The following is a 19,419-nucleotide window of genomic DNA, read 5'->3' on the forward strand; positions in this document are numbered from 1 at the left end:
CGGACACGTCGGACACTCACGGTGCCTCCAGCAGTTCGATCGTCTCGCCCGCCGCCGCGCCGCCCGGCGGCACCACCGCGAGCGCCTCGGCCCGGGCCAGGCCGCGGAGCATCGCCGGGCCGTCGTACGGGAGGGGGACCACCCCGCGGGCGGTCCGGCGGACCGGCAGCAGCCGGGTGTCCGCCGGGTGGCCGGGCAGCGGGTCGACGGCGGTGGCCAGGACCGGCTCGCCGGTGCTCCGGCCGGCCAGCGCGTGCAGCAGCGGCAGGGCGAGCGTCACCATGCCGGCGACCGCGGCCAGCGGATTGCCGGGCAGGCCCACCAGGTGCCGCCCGCCGGGGAGTTCGGCCAGCAGCATGGGGTGGCCGGGGCGGACGGCGACCCCGTCCACCAGCAGTCGGGCACCGGACTCGGCGAGCACCCGGTGCAGGAAGTCCACCGGACCGGCCGCCGTCCCGCCGGTGGTGACCACCACATCGGCGGCGGAGTGCCGCAGGGCGTCCCGGAGCAGGTCCACGTCGTCGCGGACGGCCCGGGGTTCGCCGGTCTCGGCGCCGGCCGCGCGCAGCCACGGCGGCAGCAGCGGGCCGAGCGCGTCCCGGACCAGGCCGGGCCGGGGCAGACCGGAGCCGAGCAGCTCGTCACCGAGCACCAGCAGCTCCACCACCGGGGGGCGGTGGACGGCCAGCCGGTCGTGGCCGCAGGCGGCGGCCAGGCCGAGCACCGCCGGGCCGACCGCGGTGCCGGCCGGCAGCAGCACCTCGCCGCGCCGGCACTCCTGGCCGCGTGGCCGGACGTCCTGGCCGGTGGTCAGCGCACCGGGGGTGCGCTCGGACAGCAGCGCCCCGCCCGGCTCGCCGTGCTCACGGCGGAGCACGGCGGTGGCGCCGGGCGGAAGCTGCGCGCCGGTGGCGATCTCGACGGCGGCGCCGTCGGCCAGCGGGCCGCCGGCCGGGCGCCCGGCGAGCAGCCGGCCGGTCACCCGCCAGGGGCCGGGGCCGGCGACCGCCCAGCCGTCCATCGCCGAGGTGTCGAAGGCCGGCAGGTCGCTGAGCGCGGTGAGCGGCTCGGCGAGGGTGCGGCCGAGCGCGCGGTCCAGCGGCAGGCTCAGCGGCGGCAGCGCGCGGCGGCCGGCCCGGCGGGCGGCCTCCGGGCCGCCGCCCAGCGGGCCGGGCGGGCCGGGGCGGGCGCGGCGGGTTGCGCCATCACGCTCACGGCTGCCCCGGGTCGACGGCGCGGGCCGCCGCCCAGCGCTCGGCGAGCGCGGCGGTGTGCCGGGACGCCTCGGCGACCGCCTCCGGGCCGCCGCCGCGCTGCGCGGCGGCGTAGCCGATCAGAAAGGCGGTCAGCGGGGCGGCGGGCCGGTCCACCCCGTGCGCGACCACCCGGGCCAGGTCGAGCAGGCCGCGGACGTCGACCTCCAGGTCGATGTCCAGCTCGGCACGGACCTCGGCGATCCAGTCATCCAGCGTGCGCTCCATGCGCACATGCTGCCCGATCGGTGGTTGACCCGGGATGTTTGCCCGGTGAGCGACGCGCGTCGTTTCGCTCACGTCCGGGCGCCGGGCCGGTGAGCGGCCCGGTGAGCGGGCCCGGTGAGCGGCCCGGTCCGGGCGGGGGTCAGTCCCGGGCGGCGTCGCGCGCGCGGGCCCGTTCCAGGTCCTCCCAGGTGTCGCAGTCGTGGGCGACGTCCTCGGTGTCGGCCAGCCGGAGGGTGGGCAGGGCGCCGGTCAGCCGGCGCAGCGGGAGGCCGGCCGGGTCGCCCGCGGCGGCCAGGGCGGCGCGCAGGGCGGCGGTGCGGTAGGCGGCGGCGAGCGGCTGGTCGCGGCCGGCGGCGTCGACCAGGACGGCCGCCGCGGTGTCCGGCCCGGCCCCGTCGAGGGCGGTGGCCAGCCGGTGGACGGTCCGCCGGTCGAGGAACGGCAGGTCGGCGGCGAACAGCAGCACCAGGTCGGCGGTCACCTCGGTAAGGCCGGCGGCGACGGCGGCCACCGGCCCGCCGCCGGGCGGGCGCTCGCGGGTCCACCGGATCCCGGGCCGGGCGGTGGGGCGGGCCGGGCCGACCACCACCGTGGTCCGGGCGCCCGCGCAGGCGGCGAGCACCCGGTCCAGCAGGGTGGTCTCACCGACGGTCAGGCCGGGCTTGTCGGCCCCGCCGAGCCGCCGGGCGGCGCCCCCGGCCGGGACGATCACGTCGTACGGCGTCATGCCGCCAGTATCCGCCCGAGGCTCAGGCGGTGTCCCCGTCGTCCTCGGGCTCGCGCACGACGGCCGCCTCGACGGTGTCGTCCGGCTCGGCGGCGACGGCTGCGGTCTCCACGGTGTCGTCCGGCTCGGGGGTGGACGGCTCGGCGGTGGCCGGCTCGGCGGCGGTGGCGGCGGTGCGGGCCGCCGCGGTGTTGGCGGCGGCGCTCAGCTCCAGCACGGCCGGCAGGGTCAGCTCCCCGTACCGCTCGTTCACCGCCGCGGCCAGCGCCTGCGCGTCGTCCGGGTGCTCGGCCAGCAGCCGGTCGAAGTCCTGCAGGTACTCCCCGGTGAACGCCAGCACCCGGCCCGCGTCGTCGCCCTGGTCGGGCGCCCGGTGCCCGGCGATCACCCGCTGCGCGCCGAGCTCGGCGATCCGTCCCAGGTTACGGACCCACGCGGTGCGCTGCTCCGGCGTGGTGTCGGCGGTCCAGACGTGGGTGCCGTTGTACACGAAGTCGCCGGCCACCACGGTGCGGATGCTCGGCACGTGCACCACCGTGGAGCCGCCGCAGTCGCCCTGCCCGAGCAGCAGCACCGGGATCACCTGCCGGTCGATCATCAGCGGCTGGGGCAGCAGCGGGGCCGGGACCAGCGGGTGGTCCGGGATGTCGTCGCCGTACACCGGCTTCCACTGGGCGACCTTCGCGGCGGCGGTGCGCAGGATGCCGTCGACGACGGTCGGCGCGGCCAGCAGCCGCGCCTCGGGGAACAGCCGCAGCACCTCCTCGGCGCCGAAGTAGTGGTCGGGGTGCTGATGGGTGATCACGATGGCGAGCAGCCGGCGGCCCTTGCCCGCCACCCACTCGGCCAGTTGGCGCCCGGCGCTGCGGGTGAGCTGGGCGTCGACCAGGATCGCCGTGTGCTCGCCGAGGATCAGCGTGGAGGTGGCGAAGAAGGCCGACTCGGGGCCGGTGAAGACGTCGACCTCCAGCGGCCGCACCGGCGCTCCGGCGGCGGGCGCCGCGTCGACCGGGTCCGCGCCGGCGTTCTCCTCGGACGGGGACGACGTCACTGGCTGCTCCCTCTGGTCGGCGGTCCCGGTCCCGGTCCGGCGTCGGTGGTGCGTACGGCGCGGCGGTGGCCGCGCGGCCGGGGCCGTACCCCGCGCCCTACAGCATGGGAGCACGGCGCGCGGAAAACGCGGAAGGCGCGCCCGGTGGGGCGCGCCTTCCCGCTCACGTGTCCGGGCGGTGACCCTCCGCCGCGGGGATCAGCCCTTGCGGCCGGTCAGCTTGGCGAAGCGGTCGGCGACGCCCCAGGAGGTGACCCGCCAGAGCGCCTCGACGACGATGCTCCGGCTCATCTTGGAGGCGCCCAGCTCCCGCTCGACGAAGGTGATCGGCACCTCGGCGACCTTGAAGCCGGCCTTCACCGTCCGCCAGGCCAGGTCGACCTGGAAGCAGTAGCCGGCCGAGGCGACCTGGTCCATGCCGAGGCCGAGCAGGGTCTCCTTGCGGAACGCCCGGTAGCCGCCGGTGACGTCCCGGATCGGCACGCCCAGCATCAGCCGGGAGTAGGTCGAGCCGCCGCGCGAGAGCAGCAGCCGGGACTTCGGCCAGTTCACCACCCGGCCGCCGGGGACCCAGCGCGAGCCCAGCACCAGGTCGGCCCCGCGCAGCGCGGTGAGCAGCCGGCCCAGCTCCTCGGGGCGGTGGGAGCCGTCGGCGTCCATCTCGACGAGCACGTCGTAGCCCTCGTCGATGCCCCAGCGGAAGCCCGCCAGGTAGGCGGCGCCCAGCCCCTCCTTGCCCCGGCGGTGCATGACGTGCACCTGGGGGTCCTCGGCGGCCAGCTTGTCGGCCAGCTCGCCGGTGCCGTCCGGGCTGTTGTCGTCGGCGACGAGGACGTGCACCTCCGGCACGGCGGCGCGCACCCGGCCGACGATGAGCTCGACGTTCTCCGCCTCGTTGTAGGTGGGGATGATCACCAGCACCCGGCCCAGATCGGCGAAACCCTGCTGGTTGACGGTCACGTACTAACCTCTCGGCCGGTGGCGGGACGTGCCGGTCACCATTGCCCGCACTCATCGGAAGACACAGTCCCGGCCGGCACCCCGCCGACCCGGACGACACCGTGGAAAACACTGGGTCCAGGCATCCTACTACCGCGTTCCAGGGCCGACTCTCCGCCCGGGCACTCCCGGCTGGTGCCCGCCGTTTCCCCGGCGGGGGTGCAGGTCGGCTAGGGTCGATGCCCGGCCTTTGCCCGGATTCCCGCACCCGTCCGCCCCCGCCTGCGGCCGCCTGACGGCGGCGAGGCCCACCAGCCACTGCAGCAAGGAGCAGGACCGCGCCCATGGACAAGCTCGTCAACACCGTCCGCCCGTACGCCTGGGGTTCGGTCACCGCGCTCCCCGAACTGCTCGGGCAGGAGCCGACCGGCGAACCGCAGGCCGAGCTGTGGATGGGCGCCCACCCGGGGGACCCGTCCCGGGCGGACCGGGGCGACGGGCCGCGCCGGCTGGACGAGTTGATCGCCGCCGACCCGGAGGGCGAGCTGGGCGCCGCCTCGGTGGCCCGGTTCGGCCCCGCCCTGCCGTTCCTGCTCAAGGTCCTCGCCCCGGGCATCCCGATCTCCATCCAGGCCCACCCCTCGCTCGACCAGGCCCGCGCCGGGTTCGCCGCCGAGAACGCCCTGGGGATCCCGCTGGACGCCCCGAACCGGAACTACCGGGACGCCAACCACAAGCCCGAACTGATCTGCGCGCTCGGCGACTTCGACGGCCTCTGCGGCTTCCGCCGGCCCGCCGGGGCGGCCGCGCTGCTGGCCGGGCTGGGGGTGCCCGCGCTGGAGCCGGTGATCGCCCTGCTGGGTGCCGAGGACGAGTCCGAGGCGCTCAGCCGCGCGCTGGCCGCCGTCCTCACCCTGTCCGGTCCCGCGGCGGCGGAGGCGGTCCGGGACACCGCCGAGGCGCTCGGCAAGGCCGCCGCCGAGGACCCGGCCGGCCCGTACGCGCCCTACACCCGGATCGCCCGGGACTTCCCGGGGGACGTCGGGCTGATCGCCGGGCTGCTGCTCAACCACGTCCGGCTGCGCGACGGCGAGGCGCTCTACCTGGGCGCCGGCGTCCCGCACGCGTACCTGCACGGCGTGTGCGTCGAGCTCCAGGCCAACTCGGACAACGTGCTGCGGGCCGGGCTCACCCCCAAGCACATCGACGTGCCGGAACTGCTCCGGGTGGTCGAGTTCGCCGCCTGCTCGCCGGAGCCGCTGCGCCCGGTCGCGGTCGACCGGACGCCCGGCGAGGAGCTGTACCCGGTGCCGATCGACGAGTTCCGGCTCTCCCGGTTCGTCCTGGACGGCCGGGAGCGGACGGTCGGCGGCGACGCCTCGCAGATCCTGCTCTGCACCGCCGGCGCCGTCCGGCTGACCGCCGCCGACGGCGTCGTACTGGACCTGGCCCGCGGCGAGTCCGCCTTCCTGCCCGCCACCGGCGCCGCGACCCGTCTGGACGGCGCCGCCGCCACCGTCTTCCGCGCGACCGTCACGCTCTGACGGCCGCGGTGCCGGACGGCCCCCGAGGCGCGGCCGGGCTCGCCGCGGGGGTCCATCGACGATGAGACGAGCAGAGGCAGGTCCGACGCTTCGATCGACCGCGATCCGACCACCGGACTCAGTGGGACCCATAAGAACGAATCCGGCGGCCGCCGTGATGTTCCGCAAGGCCGAACATCGGGTGCGTCAGAGCCGTATCGTGGTGAACAGGGTGGTCCCGCGCACCGCGTCCACTTCCTTCCGCTCGGTCTCGGTGAACCCGACCTTGGCCAGAACGCGGCGAGAAGCGGTGTTCCAGTCCCAGACCGTGGCCCACAGACGTTCGTACCCGGATGCTCTCGCCCATTCCAGAACCGCCAACGAGGCCTCGGTCGCGTATCCCTGACACCAAACCCGGCGCAGCAGTTCGAAGGCCAGTTCGGGTTCCCCTGCCGCTCCTCGCCCACTGTCGACCAGCCCGCAGTAGCCGATGACGTCACGAGAGGCCTTCCGCTCGACCGCCAGCAACCAGGTCGACCACACCTGGTTGGTGCGGATCGAATCCTCGAGCTCCGCGACCGTGGGGTGTCCGTCCGCGTCGATCCGGCGGTGCGGCGGCACTCGTGGATCACGTTCGGTCCACAGCTCACGCTGGACGACAGCCTCGGCTACCCGCCAAGGCCTGAGGAGCAGACGACTCGTCTCAAGTACAACCTCGCTGCCCGGAGTTGCGTCAACTGTCATGACAGAAACCATCTCACGGGCGAACGCGCTGCCCTGCCCCGGGGCGGACGGTCGGTCCTGCCGATCGTGGACGCTCGACATGCGGGACAACCGAGATCAATGACACGGGATTTGAGAACCTACACCGCCACGCCTCAGTCCCGGGTCATGTCGACGAAGCGGGAGTAGTGGCCCTGGAAGGCCACGGTGATGGTGGCGGTGGGGCCGTTACGGTGCTTGGCGACGATGAGGTCGGCCTCGCCCGCGCGCGGGGACTCCTTCTCGTAGGCGTCCTCGCGGTGCAGCAGGATGACCATGTCGGCGTCCTGCTCGATCGAGCCGGACTCACGCAGGTCGGAGACCATCGGGCGCTTGTCGGTGCGCTGTTCGGGACCACGGTTCAGCTGGGAGAGCGCGATCACCGGCACCTCCAGCTCCTTGGCCAGCAGCTTCAGGTTTCGCGACATGTCGGAGACCTCCTGCTGGCGGTTCTCGGCCCGGCGGGAGCCGCCGGACTGCATCAGCTGGAGGTAGTCGATGACGACCAGCTTGATGTCGTTGCGCTGCTTGAGCCGGCGGCACTTGGCGCGGATCTCCATCATCGACAGGTTCGGCGAGTCGTCGATGAACAGCGGCGCCTCGCTGACGTCCGGCATCCGGCGGGCGACCCTGGTCCAGTCGTCGTCCGTCATGGAGCCGGAACGCATGTGGTGCAGCGCCACCCGGGCCTCGGCGGAGAGCAGGCGCATGGCGATCTCGTTGCGGCCCATTTCGAGCGAGAAGATCACGCTCGGCAGCTTGTTCTGGATCGAGCAGGCCCGGGCGAAGTCCAGCGCCAGGGTGGACTTGCCCATCGCGGGACGGGCCGCGATGACGATCATCTGGCCGGGGTGGAGCCCGTTGGTGAGCGCGTCGAAGTCGGCGAAGCCGGTCGGCACGCCGGACATCTGGCCGTTGCGGGAGCCGATCGACTCGATCTCGTCGAGGGCGCCCTCCATGATGTCGGCGAGCGGCGCGTAGTCCTCGTTGGTGCGCTGCTCGGTGACGGCGTAGATCTCCGCCTGGGCCGCGTTGACGATCTCGTCGACGTCGCCCTCGGCGGCGTAGCCCATGCCGGCGATCCGGGTGCCGGCCTCGACCAGCCGGCGCAGCACCGCGCGCTCGTGCACGATCTGCGCGTAGTACTCGGCGTTGGCGGCGGTCGGGACGGAGTTGACCAGGGTGTGCAGGTAGCCGGGGCCGCCGACCCGCTGGAGCTCGCCGCGCTTGGTCAGCTCGCCGGCCACGGTGATCGGGTCGGCCGGCTCGCCGCGCGCGTACAGGTCGAGGATGGCGCCGTGGACCAGCTCGTGCGCGGGCCGGTAGTAGTCGGCCGGCTTGAGCACCTCGACCACGTCGGCGATGGCGTCCTTGGAGAGCAGCATGCCGCCGAGGACGGACTGCTCGGCCGCGAGGTCCTGCGGGGGGACGCGCTCGAAGCCGTCCAGGCCGCCCTCGCCGCGTTCCTCCTCGCCGCCCTGGCGCCGCTTGCCGCCGTCCCGCTGGAAGCCGCCGGAGCCGCCCTTGCCGCCCTTCTGGAAGCCGCCGCCCTGGCCCTGGCCGCCCTGGCCCTGGCCCTGGCCGCCGCGGCCGCGGGAGACCGGCAGCCGGTCGCCGGGGCCGTCCGGGAACGGCGGGTCGGCGAAGGCGCCGACCGGGAAGGGGTCGTCGGCGCCCTGCCAGTCGTCCTCCGGCGGCGGAGCGTCGTGGTCGTCGTACTGGGGGCCGGTCACGCGTGTTCCCCGATCAGCGAGTGGTGCGAGTTGGAGCGGGCCTTGCCGGTGGCTGGGACGGTGCGGAACCCGACTCCGCGCCACCGCATTTTCTACGCCACCGCACCGACAAATCGGACGCCGAGGCGGGTGGGAGTGTCGGACGGAGGGCCCACGCTAAGGCGCCGGACGGCCTTCAGCCAAGGCGGTTATCCACAGGGGGTGTGGACGAGCGGCCCACGACTGTGGAGAAGTGCCGCAAACCTGTGGACGCCCCTGTGGAAAGCCCTGTGGATAACCAGACCATCGATCCACCGTCAACCCGCTGACCTGCACTTCCCCCTTCCCGGGCCTGTGTATGAGAAATTCTTCACACGGAGCCGGGTGGCGGTGGACACACACCCGGACGACACGGTCGCTCGCTCGTACGAGTAAGCGGCACGATGGCCTGGCGTCACTTACCTGTGGATGAGTAGCCTGGAGCCCATGACCCTCACCACCGACCGCCGCCGGCACGACCGCGAGATCCTCGCCCTCGCCGTCCCCGCCTTCGGCGCCCTGGTCGCCGAGCCGCTCTTCCTGATGGCCGACTCGGCGATCGTGGGCCACCTCGGCACCGCCCAGCTGGCCGGCGTCGGCGTGGCCTCGGCGGCCCTCACCACCGCCACCGGGGTCTTCGTCTTCCTCGCCTACGCCACCACCGCCGCGGTCGCCCGCCGGATCGGCGCCGGGGACCGCCGGGCCGCGATCCAGCAGGGCATCGACGGCATCTGGCTGGCCCTGGCGCTCTCCGCCGCAGTGGTCGCGCTGACCCTGCTGCTCGCCCCTCAGGTGGCCGACGTGCTCGGCGCCTCGCCGACGGCCGCCCCGTACGCCGTGACGTACCTGCGGATCAGCGCGCTCGGCATCCCGGCGATCCTCATGGTGATGGCCGCCACCGGTGTGCTGCGCGGCCTCCAGGACACCCGGACGCCGCTCTACGTGGCCGTCGCCGGGTTCGCCGCCAACCTCGGGCTGAACGCCGGACTGGTGTACGGCGCCGGGCTCGGGGTGGCCGGTTCGGCCTGGGGCACGGTGATCGCCCAGACCGGCATGGCCGCCGTCTACGTGTGCGTGGTGGTCCGCGGCGCCCGCCGGGAGCAGGCCTCGCTGCGGCCGGACGCGGCCGGGATACGGGCGAGCGCCAGGGCCGGCGGGCCGCTGATGGTCCGCACCCTGAGCCTGCGCGCCGTCCTGATGATCGCCACCGCGGTGGCCGCCGGGCTCGGCGACGACGAGATCGCCGCGCACCAGATCGCCATGACGGTCTTCCTGTTCATCGCCTTCGCCCTGGACGCCATCGCGATCGCCGGCCAGGCCATCGTCGGCCGCCACCTGGGCGCCGGGGACGTGCCGGGCACCCGGGCCGCCACCCGGCGGATGATCGAGTGGGGCATCGGCTCCGGCGTGCTGCTGGGCCTGCTGGTGGTGGTCGCCCGGCCGCTGTACGTCCCGCTGTTCACCCCGGACCCGGCGGTGCAGCACCAGCTGAACACCGTCCTGCTGCTGCTCGCGCTCTGCCAGCCGGTCTCCGGCCTGGTCTACGTGCTGGACGGCGTGCTGATGGGCGCCGGGGACGGCCCGTTCCTGGCCTGGGCGATGCTCGGCACGCTGGCGGTCTTCGCGCCGGCCGCGCTCGCCGTCCCGTCCAGCGGCACCGGGCTCGCCGGGCTCTGGTGGGCGATGAACCTCTTCATGCTGGTCCGCGGCGGCTTCCTGGCCTGGCGGGCCCGCGGCGGCAGGTGGCTGGTCACCGGCGCCGTGCGGAGCTGAGCTGCGCCGCCCGGCGAACGACCGAGGGCCGGCCCCCTGGAAGGGGACCGGCCCTCGGGCCACTGCTACGGAGCTGACGCTACCGGTGCGTGGTCGTGGCTCAGGCGGCGACGACGGCGATGTCCAGGTTGGCCTGGACGTCCGAGTGCAGCTTGACCGAGACCTTGTGGGTGCCCACGGTCTTGATCGGCGAGGCGATCGCGACGGCGCGCTTGTCGACCGCCGGGCCGCCGGCGGCCTTGATGGCCTCGACGACGTCGGCCTGGGTCACCGAGCCGAACAGACGGCCGGCCTCGCCCGAGCGGACGGCCAGCTTGACCTGGACGCCCTCCAGCTTGCCCTTGACCTCGTTCGCGGCCTCGAGGGTCTGGATCTGGTGGATCTTGCGGGCGCGACGGATGGCGTCGACGTCCTTCTGGCCGCCCTTGGTCCAGCGGATGGCGTAGCCACGCGGGACCAGGTAGTTGCGGGCGTAGCCGTCCTTGACCTCGACGACCTCGCCGGCCGAGCCCAGGCCCGGCACCTCGTGGGTGAGGATGATCTTCATTGTTCGGTCACCCTCTCTTAGCGCGCGGTGCTGGTGTAGGGCAGCAGCGCCATCTCACGGCTGTTCTTCACGGCCGTGGCGACGTCGCGCTGGTGCTGGGTGCAGTTGCCGGTGACCCGGCGGGCACGGATCTTGCCGCGGTCGGAGATGAACTTCCGCAGCAGGTTCGTGTCCTTGTAGTCAACGTAGTTGACCTTGTCCTTGCAGAAGACGCAAACCTTCTTCTTCGGCTTGCGAGCAGGCGGCTTCGCCATTGTGTGCTCCATTGGGGTTCACGGCCGCGCGGGCGTCTCGCGACGCCCGCGGCCAGGCCGCACGAAATCTGTCAGCTCTAGAACGGGGGCTCTTCCGAGAAGCCGCCACCCGACGGGGCACCCCAGCTGCCGCCACCCTGGTTGCCACCAGAGGGAGCGCTGGACGCCCAGGGGTCGTCGGAGGGGCCGGACTGGCCGCCGGAGTTGCCACCCCAGCCGCCGCCCTGCTGGCCGCCACCGCCGCCGCCGCCCCAGTTACCGCCCTGGCCGCCGCCCTGCGGGCCGCCGCCGAAGCCGCCGCCCTGGGGACCGCCGGACCGGTTGGCCCGGGTGACCTTCGCGGTCGCCGAGCGCAGGCTCGGACCGACCTCGTCGACCTCGACCTCGAAGACCGTCCGCTTCTCGCCTTCCTTGGTCTCGTAAGACCGCTGGCGCAGCCGGCCCTGCACGATGACCCGCATGCCGCGCTGGAGCGACTCGGCCACGTTCTCCGCCGGCTGCCGCCAGACGTTGCACGTGAGGAAGAGGCTCTCGCCGTCCTTCCACTCGTTCGTCTGACGGTCGAAGGTGCGGGGGGTGGACGCGATGCGGAACTTCGCGACCGCCGCACCCGACGGGGTGAAGCGCAGCTCGGGGTCGTCGACGAGATTGCCGACGAGGGTGATGACGGTCTCGCCTGCCATGGTGGTGATGACCTCTCGGGAAGATGTCCGTTCACCGCTGTTTCACGTGAAACAGCGGTCGCGAGCTACCCGAGACCCGAAGGCCTCAGAGGTGGCTCAGTGGGTGTCCGGGCGCAGGACCTTGGTCCGCAGAACCGACTCGCTCAGGCCGAGCTGGCGGTCGAGCTCCTTGACGACCTCAGGCGTGGCCTGGAGGTCGATGACCGAGTAGATGCCCTCGGACTGCTTGTTGATCTCGTAGGCCAGACGGCGGCGACCCCAGGTGTCGATCTTCTCGACCTTGCCACCCGCGTTGCGGACGACAGCCATGAAGCTCTCGATCAGGGGGGAAACGGCGCGCTCCTCGACCGAGGGGTCGAGGATCACCATCACCTCGTAGTGACGCATGAGTAACCCACCTCCTTTGGACTCAGCGGCCACGGTCTCTCCGTGGCAGGAGGGTTGTGCAGCGTCGGCACCGGAGCAGTGACGACACCAGCCACCGTAGCGGCCGGGTCGGACAGCCCGTCCTCGTTCACCCGGAAGAGGGCAGAGGGGGGCACAACTACACCAGTGCAGACGACACACCCTACCCGCACCCGGACGGACGAACAAAACGCATAGGGGTTGTGAGACCCGTCCAACCGCCGCAATCTGGACGGAACGGGTTTCCCGCCCGTTCGTCTCCACGCCAGGAGGTGGGACTCATGGCCCAGACCGTCCACCGCATGCCCGCCCTCACCCTGAACACCGACGGACACCCGCACCCGCGGGAGAACACCCTGGTCGGCCTCACCGCCGTGCTGGGCGCGATCTCCTTCATCACGTCGTTCTTCCACAACCTGCACCTGCTGACCTCGTGGACCGGCCTGTTCGGGATCGTCACCGGTCTGCTGGGGATGTACGTCTCCGTCACCACGGCCGAGCGCTTCGTCCTGATGATCACGCTCGGCGCCTCGGCGATCGGCTTCTACCTCGGCATCGCACGCGGCGGTCTGTGGGGTTAGCCCCACCACCCCGAGGAACCCCCGGCGCCCCCGTGGCGTACTTGTCTTCAGGCGGACGGGTACGCGGCGGGGGCGCCGCCGTGCCCGCGGCCGACGGGACCCCGGACGATAGGGTCACCCCGAGAAGACGGGGCCCACCGCAGCCCGACCGACGAGGAGCACCGAGCATGAGCCTGCGCCTGAGGACGATCACCCGCGAGGAGCACCTCGCCTTCATCAGGAGCCGCGCCTCGGCGAGCCACATGCAGGTGCCGTCCTGGGGCGACGTGAAGGCCGAGTGGCGCTCCGAGTCGATCGGCTGGTTCGACGGGGCCAACCAGCTCGTCGGCGCCGGCCTGGTGCTCTACCGGCAGCTGCCCAAGCTCAAGCGCTACCTGGCCTACCTGCCCGAGGGCCCGGTGATCGACTGGTTCGACCGCGACCTCGACCGCTGGCTGCAGCCGATGCTGGCGCACCTGAAGTCCCAGGGCGCCTTCTCGGTGAAGATGGGCCCGCCGGTGGTCATCCGCCGCTGGAACGCCCCGACCATCAAGGAGGCCATCGCCGCCAAGCAGGCCAAGCGCCTGCGCGACATCGAGGCCGACTGGTACGAGCCGCGCGCCTTCGAGGTCGCCGACCGGCTGCGCAAGGCCGGCTGGCTGCAGGGCGAGGACGGCGGCGCCGGCTTCGGCGACGTCCAGCCGCGCTACGTCTTCCAGGTGCCGCTGGCCAACCGCTCGCTGGACGACATCCAGAAGGGCTTCAACCAGCTCTGGCGCCGCAACATCAAGAAGGCCGAGAAGAGCGGCGTCGAGGTGGTCCAGGGCGGCTACGACGAGCTGCCGGTCTTCCACCAGCTCTACCTGGTGACCGCCGAGCGCGACAAGTTCACCCCGCGCCCGCTGGCCTACTTCCAGCGCATGTGGAAGGCCCTCACCGCCGAGGACCCGAACCGCATGCGGCTGTACATCGCCTACCACGAGGGCGAGCCGCTGGCCGCGACCACGATGCTGGTCGTCGGCGAGCACGTCTGGTACTCCTACGGCGCCTCGGCCAACCACAAGCGCGAGGTCAAGCCGTCGAACGCGATCCAGTGGCGGATGATGCGCGACTCCTACGCCCTGGGCGGCGGGGTGTACGACCTGCGCGGCATCTCCGACACCCTGGACGAGAACGACCACCTGTTCGGCCTGATCCAGTTCAAGGTCGGCACCGGCGGCCAGGCCGCCGAGTACCTCGGCGAGTGGGACTTCCCGCTCAACAAGCTGCTGCACAAGGCCCTCGACCTCTACATGTCGCGCCGCTGAGCAGCCCTCACCGAGCCACCGAGCAGCCGTGCCCAACACTCCCTGGGAGATGACCCCATGACGCTGTCGCTCTATCTCGACACCGAACGCTGGCGCACCCACCAGCGCTCCGTACTGGCCGAGTTCCCCGGCCTGGTGCCGGTGGCGAAGGGCAACGGCTACGGCTTGGGCAACCACCGCCTGGCCGAGGAGGCGACCCTCCTCGGCACCGGCGTGCTGGCGGTCGGCACCGCGTACGAGGCGGCCGACGCGGCCGACTGGTACGGCGGCGAGCTGCTGGTGCTCACCCCGTACCGGGTGGGCGAGGAGGCGCTGCCGCTGCCGCACGCCCGGGTGATCCGGACGGTGGCGAGCGTGGAGGGCCTGCGGGCGCTGCACGGCGCCCGGGTGGTGGTGGAGTGCATGACCACCATGCGCCGGCACGGCGTCTCGGCGGCCGACCTCACCACGGTCGCCGCCGAGCTGGACGGCATCCACTTCGAGGGCCTCGCGCTGCACCTGCCGATGGACCGGCCGGACGGCTCCAGCCCGGTCGACGAGGTCGCCTACTGGGTGGAGACCGCCCGGGCGGCCGGCATCCCGGTGCACACCGTGTTCGTCAGCCACCTCGGCGCGGCGGGCATGGAGCAGCTGGGCGAGCGCTTCCCGGACACCGTCTTCCGGGCCCGGATCGGCACCCGGCTCTGGCTGGGCGACCACGGCGCGCTGGAGGTCCGGGCGACGGTGCTGGACGTCACCCCGGTGCAGAAGGGCGACCGCTACGGCTACCGCCAGCACCCGGCGCCGTCCGACGGCCACCTGCTGGTGGTGGCCGGCGGCACCGCGCACGGCATCGGCCTGGAGGCGCCCAAGTACGTGCAGGGCATGTCCTCGCGCGCCAAGGGCATCGCCCGGGCCGGGCTGGCGACGGTCAACAAGACGAAGTCGCCGTACCACTGGGCCGGCAAGCAGCTCTGGTTCGCCGAGCCGCCGCACATGCAGGTCTCGCTGCTCTTCCTGGACGGGGAGGCCAAGCCGCCGGCGGTCGGCGACGAGCTCGGCCTGCAGGTGCGGCACACCACCACGCACTTCGACCGCGTGGTGGACCGCTGAGTCCCGCCGGTCAGTCCTTGGCGGCCGGTTCCGCGGCGGGCGGCTCCTCGAGCCACGCCTCGGGGCCGGCCGGCGCGTACCCGGCGTAGCTCTCCTCCTCGCGCAGCCGGCGGGCGGTGCCGAGCACGAAGACGTCCGGGGCGCCGTCGAGCACCCCGCCGGACGGGTCGTCGCTGCCGTCCCAGCGCACCGGGTCGCGGTCCGGCAGCAGGATGTCCCGGATCACCATGCCGACCAGGTACAGCGTGCCGAGCAGGTGCAGCAGGATCGCGAAGTGGTACCAGGACTCGCCGATGCCGTGCTGCTTGGGCCCGGTGACGAAGCCCAGGTGGGACCAGATGCCCAGGGTGTAGAGCACCTCGCAGGCCTGCCAGATCAGGAAGTCCCGCCAGCGCGGCCGGGCCAGCACCGCGAGCGGCAGCAGCCAGAGCACGTACTGCGGCGAGTACACCTTGTTGAACACCACGAAGGCGGCCACCACCAGGAAGGCCAGCTGGACCACCCGCGGCCGGCGGGGCGCCGCGAGGCCGAGCCACGCTATCCCCGCGCAGCTCAGCACCATCAGGACGGCGATGAAGGTGTCGAGGTTCGCCAGCCCCACGCCCCGGTTCTGCATGAGGATCAGCCACAGCGAGCCGTAGTCCTCGGTGCGGTGCTTGCTGAAGACGTAGAAGGTCGACCAGCCCTGCCAGTTGGCCATCATGATCGGCAGGTTGACCAGCAGCCAGGTCCCGACGGCGCCGCCGAGCAGCGCCCGCAGGTCGCGCGTGCGGCCGGCCCGCCAGCAGAGCACCACCAGCGGTCCGAGCAGCAGCACCGGGTAGAGCTTGGCCGCGGTGGCCAGGCCGATGAACACCCCGGCCCAGACCGGCCGCGAGCCGGACCACCAGGCCAGCGCGACGGCGGCCAGCGCGACGGCCAGCAGGTCCCAGTTGACGGTGGCGTTGAGCAGCAGGACCGGTGCCAGGGCGAACATCAGCGCGTCCCAGGGACGGCGCCGGTGGGTGCGGGAGAGCGCGACCACGGCGACCACCGCGCAGGCCATCAGCAGGCCGGCGTTGATCGTCCAGAACCACCGCTCCTGGTCCTGCAGCGCGCCGCCGCCGGGCGTCAGCCAGGCCGCGATCTGCATGAACAGGCCGGTCAGCACCGGGTACTCGAGGAACTGGAGGTCGCCGGTGGTGCCCGGGATCCGGTCCACGTACGGGTGCAGGCCGGCCGCGAAGCCCCGCCCGGAGAACAGGTGCGGGATGTCGCTGTAGCAGGCGTGCACGTACTGCGGCGAGCCGGGCTGGAACCAGGCGGCGTTGTAGCAGGGCAGCTTCTGCGCCATGCCCAGCACCGAGACCACGATCACCACCAGCGCCAGGAAGCGCGCCGGGATCCACCAGGAGACGCCGAGCAGCGCGCGCCGTCCGGGCGGGCCGCCGATCACCTCGCTGCCGGCCGCCGCGACCGGATCCTCGTCCGCCGGCACCACCACGGTGTTGGCCTGCGGACCGGCCGGCGGCGCGGCGGGGACCTCTTCGTCACGAACGCTGGACGTCATGGCGGACATCCTGCCGCACCCCGCCCGTCCGTACGAGGAGGCCCCTGTCCCTTTTCCCGGGCGGGCGGCGACGGCCCGGCCGCCGGGTGACGGGGTACCGGCACGAATCGCTCCGAATACGGCGAAACGGCGGTGGGGGGCTCCGAAGAGCCTCCCACCGCCGTTGTCGGGTCACCGTCCTACGGAGCCGCGTTGCCGCCGCCCGTGGTCGCCGTGGCCGATCCGCTGGGCCTGGGCGGCCTGGTGGTCGGACCGCCGGTCGCGCCGCCGGCTCCGCCGCCCGGATCGGTGGTCGCCGGCGGCGTCGGCGTGGTGCAGCCGATCGGACCGAGCAGGCAGGTCGGCGACGGGCTGGTGCCACCCGTTCCGCCGCCGTTGGTGCCGCCGCCGGTACCGCCGCCGTTGCTTCCGCCGGTACCGCCGCCGGTGTTGCCGCCACCGGTACCGCCGCCGTTGCTTCCGCCGCCGGGGTTCGGGTTGGTCTTGGTCGGCACCGGCGCGGTGGGCACGGTGCCCGGGCAGTCGACGCCGGGGACGCAGGCCGGCCCCTGGGTGGCCGGCGGCTGGACCGGCTGCTCGGCGTTCGGGTCGGCCGGGGCGGTGGGCGCGGTCTCGGTCGAGGTCGGCATGGCGCTCGCCGTGCTGGGCGCGCCCGAGGAGTCGACCTGCGAGCCGACCGGCTGCGGGGTCGGGAAGTCCAGCTTCTTCTCGTTGGCCAGCGCGACCTTCATGTACCGGGTGAAGACGTCCGCCGGGACGTCACCACCGTGCACCGAGTCCTTGCCGCCGGTGCCGTTCAGCGAGAGCCGCCCGGGGTGGGTCGGGTCCTCGCGCCACATCGCCACGCTGGTGGTCAGCTGCGGGGTGTAGCCGACCCACCAGGCCGACTTGTTCTCGTCGGTGGTACCGGTCTTGCCGGCCACCGGGCGGCCCAGGGTGTTGGTCTTCTTGCCGGTACCGTTCTTCGCCACGTTCACCAGCACGTCGGTGACGTTGTCGGCGACGGCCGGCTCCAGCGCCTGCTTGGTCTCGTGCTTGCCGAAGCCGGCCCGCTCCTTGCCGTCCAGCAGGACCTTGGTGACCGAGTACGGGTCGGCCTGCTTGCCGCTGGCGGCGAAGGTCGCGTAGGCGTCGGCCATCCGGATCGGGCTGATGGTGGAGACGCCGAGCGGGAAGGTGGCGGTCTTCGCCTCCTTCTCGATGTTCTCCTTGCGGATGCCCATCGCCTCGGCGATCTGCATCACGTTCTCGCCGCCGACGTCCTGGTTCAGCTGGACGAAGGGGACGTTGTAGGAGTACTGCATGGCCATCCGCAGCGAGACGTAGCCGCGCTTGCCCTTCTCCTCGTTCTTCTGGTGGTAGGGCTTGCCGTCGTCCCCCATCACCAGCGAGCCGTCCGGCTTGCGGATCTCCGACATGTCGTCGGAGAGGTAGCGGCTGTCGGCGTTGATCCGCTTCGGCTTGCCCTTGTCGTCGGTCGCGGTCAGCACGCCGGTCTGCATGGCGGTGGCCAGCACGAAGGGCTTGAAGGTCGAGCCGACCTGGACGCCCTGGGCGTCGGCGTTGTTGTCGTGGTGGCCGTTCTCCACGCCGTCACCGCCGTAGATGGCGACGATCGCTCCGTCGTTGGGGACGACGCTGGCCGCGCCGAACTGGACGAAGTTGTCGTTGTCCGGGCGCTTCTGCGGGTTCAGGGTCTCGCCCTTGACCTCGTCCACGGCCTTCTTCAGGGCCTCGACCTTTTCCTTCTGGAAGGTCGTGTAGATCTTGAAGCCGCCCTTGTCGATCGCCCGCTGGTCGATCGACGGGTCCTTGGCCATGACGAACTTGTTGGCGGTCTCGACCAGGTAGCTGATCTGGCCGTTCATGTTGGCCGGCGGGACCTGCTTGATCGGCTCGGGGAAGGCGGTGCACTTCGCCCGCTCCTCGGGGGTGGTGTTCTTGGTCTCCACCATCCGGTTGAGGATCCACGTCCAGCGCTCCTCGGCGCGGGCGTGGTTGTCCTTGATCGTCGGGTCGTAGAACGACGCGCCCTTGAGCAGGCCGGCCAGCATGGCGCTCTGGCACAGGTCGAGGTCCTTGGCGTTGACGCCGTAGTACGCCTGCGCGGCGGCCTGGGCGCCGGTCGCGCCGCGGCCGAACCAGCTGGTGTTCAGGTACCCCTTGAGGATGTCGTTCTTCTCGAACTCCTGATTGACCTTCAGGGTGATGAAGAACTCCTTCATCTTGCGCGAGAGCGTCTGCTCCTGCGTCAGGTAGGCGTTCTTCACGTACTGCTGGGTGATCGTCGAGGCACCCTGGGTCTCGCCGCCCTTGGCCATGTTGACGACCGCGCGCATCATGCCCTTGGGGTCGATGCCGCTGTCGGTGCGGAAGGTCGCGTTCTCCGCCGAGATGACCGCGTTCTGCAGGTTGGGCGAGATGTCGGCGAGCTCGACGATCTGCCGGTTGGTCTCGCCCTTGCGGACCATCTCGGTGCCGTCGGCCCAGAAGTAGATGTTGTTCTGGTCGTTGACCAGGGCGTTCAGCTTCGGGATCTCGGTCGTCTGGTAGACGAAGAACACCGAGCCCACGCAGGCCGCGACGAAGAGCAGCGCGGCGCTCAGCCACTGCCGCCAGGACGGCAGCCAGCGGCGGAAGCCCTGCTTGCCGAAGCGCGGATAGTCGATGAACCGCTTCTTGCCGGGGCCGTCGCCCGAGCCGGCCGCCGCCGCGCCAGCGGCGGTCGCCGCACCGCGCCGACCGCCCTTCTGGGCCGCCTTGCGCATCTCGGCGCGGGTCATCCGGGGCTGCTGGGCGGTGTCCCGCCCGCCCTGGGGCCGGCGCCGGCCGAGGCCCTCCGAGCCGATCTCGTCGGGCCCGGTGCCCGCCGCGCGCCCGTTGTCTCCGCCCGGGGGACGACCGTCGCCACCTGGCGACCTGCGTCGTCGTTCGCTCATGTTCCAGCTACTCCTCGCCAGGCCGGTCGAGCCTGAAGGCAGGGTCCACGTCCGATGCCCGCAACCGCCCTAACCC

At 72.6% G+C, this 19,419-nt stretch carries 16 protein-coding genes and 2 pseudogenes; 5 read left to right on the top strand and 13 right to left on the bottom strand.

The genetic code is table 11. The features are described from left to right. Positions 1-16: 16 nt before the first annotated feature. The 5 genes and pseudogenes from ACFCLZ_RS19170 to ACFCLZ_RS19190 form a co-directional block, all read right to left on the bottom strand. Positions 17-1,165, bottom strand: coding sequence for a molybdopterin molybdotransferase MoeA (locus tag ACFCLZ_RS19170; protein ID WP_380286213.1), 1,149 nt, complete (start codon positions 1,163-1,165; stop codon positions 17-19). A gap of 46 nt (positions 1,166-1,211) precedes the next feature. Further along, positions 1,212-1,469: pseudogene (locus tag ACFCLZ_RS19175) on the bottom strand (DUF6457 domain-containing protein); the annotation flags it as partial. Positions 1,470-1,625: 156 nt separating this feature from the next. After that, a pseudogene (locus tag ACFCLZ_RS19180) lies at positions 1,626-2,208 on the bottom strand (molybdenum cofactor guanylyltransferase); the annotation flags it as partial. Positions 2,209-2,230: 22 nt separating this feature from the next. Then, positions 2,231-3,259, bottom strand: a complete 1,029-nt coding sequence (locus ACFCLZ_RS19185; protein WP_380277581.1) for an MBL fold metallo-hydrolase — start codon at positions 3,257-3,259, stop codon at positions 2,231-2,233. A 198-nt stretch (positions 3,260-3,457) separates the two neighbouring features. After that, entirely contained in the window at positions 3,458-4,219 is a 762-nt protein-coding gene (locus ACFCLZ_RS19190) for a polyprenol monophosphomannose synthase (protein WP_380277583.1), read from the bottom strand. A gap of 323 nt (positions 4,220-4,542) precedes the next feature. Between ACFCLZ_RS19190 and manA the strand changes: the two genes are divergently transcribed. Continuing rightward, positions 4,543-5,742, top strand: coding sequence for a mannose-6-phosphate isomerase, class I (manA, locus tag ACFCLZ_RS19195; RefSeq protein WP_380277585.1), 1,200 nt, complete (start codon positions 4,543-4,545; stop codon positions 5,740-5,742). 186 nt (positions 5,743-5,928) lie between these two features. Here the strand turns inward: manA and ACFCLZ_RS19200 are convergent, their stop codons facing one another. Together ACFCLZ_RS19200 and dnaB are read right to left on the bottom strand one after the other, a co-directional pair. Further along, positions 5,929-6,465 (bottom strand): GNAT family N-acetyltransferase, encoded by a 537-nt coding sequence (locus ACFCLZ_RS19200; protein ID WP_380277587.1) that lies wholly within the window; start codon positions 6,463-6,465, stop codon positions 5,929-5,931. 134 nt (positions 6,466-6,599) lie between these two features. Further along, a complete protein-coding gene (dnaB, locus tag ACFCLZ_RS19205; RefSeq protein ID WP_380286214.1) occupies positions 6,600-8,090 on the bottom strand; it encodes a replicative DNA helicase in 1,491 nt (496 codons plus the stop codon). A gap of 591 nt (positions 8,091-8,681) precedes the next feature. Here dnaB and ACFCLZ_RS19210 point away from each other — a divergent pair. Beyond that, positions 8,682-10,007, top strand: coding sequence for an MATE family efflux transporter (locus ACFCLZ_RS19210; RefSeq protein WP_380277589.1), 1,326 nt, complete (start codon positions 8,682-8,684; stop codon positions 10,005-10,007). A 100-nt stretch (positions 10,008-10,107) separates the two neighbouring features. On the opposite strand, the gene rplI is transcribed toward ACFCLZ_RS19210, so the two are convergent. The 4 genes from rplI to rpsF form a co-directional block, all read right to left on the bottom strand. Further along, positions 10,108-10,554 (bottom strand): 50S ribosomal protein L9, encoded by a 447-nt coding sequence (gene rplI, locus ACFCLZ_RS19215; RefSeq protein ID WP_380277591.1) that lies wholly within the window; start codon positions 10,552-10,554, stop codon positions 10,108-10,110. Positions 10,555-10,571: 17 nt separating this feature from the next. Continuing rightward, the gene (rpsR, locus tag ACFCLZ_RS19220; protein ID WP_030304537.1) at positions 10,572-10,808 is read right to left on the bottom strand and encodes a 30S ribosomal protein S18; all 237 of its coding nucleotides are present in this window, start codon (positions 10,806-10,808) and stop codon (positions 10,572-10,574) included. A gap of 77 nt (positions 10,809-10,885) precedes the next feature. Further along, complete coding sequence (locus ACFCLZ_RS19225) at positions 10,886-11,491, bottom strand: single-stranded DNA-binding protein (RefSeq protein WP_380277593.1); 606 nt, start codon at positions 11,489-11,491, stop codon at positions 10,886-10,888. A 96-nt stretch (positions 11,492-11,587) separates the two neighbouring features. Continuing rightward, positions 11,588-11,878 carry a 30S ribosomal protein S6 gene (gene rpsF / locus ACFCLZ_RS19230; protein ID WP_350570360.1) on the bottom strand — a complete coding sequence of 97 codons (291 nt, stop codon included), beginning with the start codon at positions 11,876-11,878 and terminating at the stop codon, positions 11,588-11,590. A 299-nt stretch (positions 11,879-12,177) separates the two neighbouring features. Between rpsF and ACFCLZ_RS19235 the strand changes: the two genes are divergently transcribed. From ACFCLZ_RS19235 to ACFCLZ_RS19245, 3 genes are all read left to right on the top strand, one after another. Further along, on the top strand, positions 12,178-12,477 hold the full coding sequence (locus ACFCLZ_RS19235) for a hypothetical protein (protein WP_350543136.1): 300 nt from the start codon (positions 12,178-12,180) through the stop codon (positions 12,475-12,477). Between the two features lie 167 nt (positions 12,478-12,644). Then, positions 12,645-13,763 carry a lipid II:glycine glycyltransferase FemX gene (locus tag ACFCLZ_RS19240; protein WP_380277596.1) on the top strand — a complete coding sequence of 373 codons (1,119 nt, stop codon included), beginning with the start codon at positions 12,645-12,647 and terminating at the stop codon, positions 13,761-13,763. 57 nt (positions 13,764-13,820) lie between these two features. After that, complete coding sequence (locus ACFCLZ_RS19245; protein WP_380277598.1) at positions 13,821-14,855, top strand: alanine racemase; 1,035 nt, start codon at positions 13,821-13,823, stop codon at positions 14,853-14,855. Between the two features lie 10 nt (positions 14,856-14,865). Here the strand turns inward: ACFCLZ_RS19245 and ACFCLZ_RS19250 are convergent, their stop codons facing one another. Further along, positions 14,866-16,404: a glycosyltransferase family 87 protein gene (locus ACFCLZ_RS19250; protein WP_380277600.1), complete on the bottom strand. Its 1,539-nt coding sequence runs from the start codon at positions 16,402-16,404 to the stop codon at positions 14,866-14,868. A gap of 179 nt (positions 16,405-16,583) precedes the next feature. After that, on the bottom strand, positions 16,584-19,343 hold the full coding sequence (locus ACFCLZ_RS19255; protein WP_380277602.1) for a transglycosylase domain-containing protein: 2,760 nt from the start codon (positions 19,341-19,343) through the stop codon (positions 16,584-16,586). Positions 19,344-19,419 lie beyond the last annotated feature (76 nt).

The sequence above is a fragment of the Kitasatospora purpeofusca genome (assembly GCF_042691725.1).
Lineage (GTDB): Bacteria > Actinomycetota > Actinomycetes > Streptomycetales > Streptomycetaceae > Kitasatospora > Kitasatospora purpeofusca_B.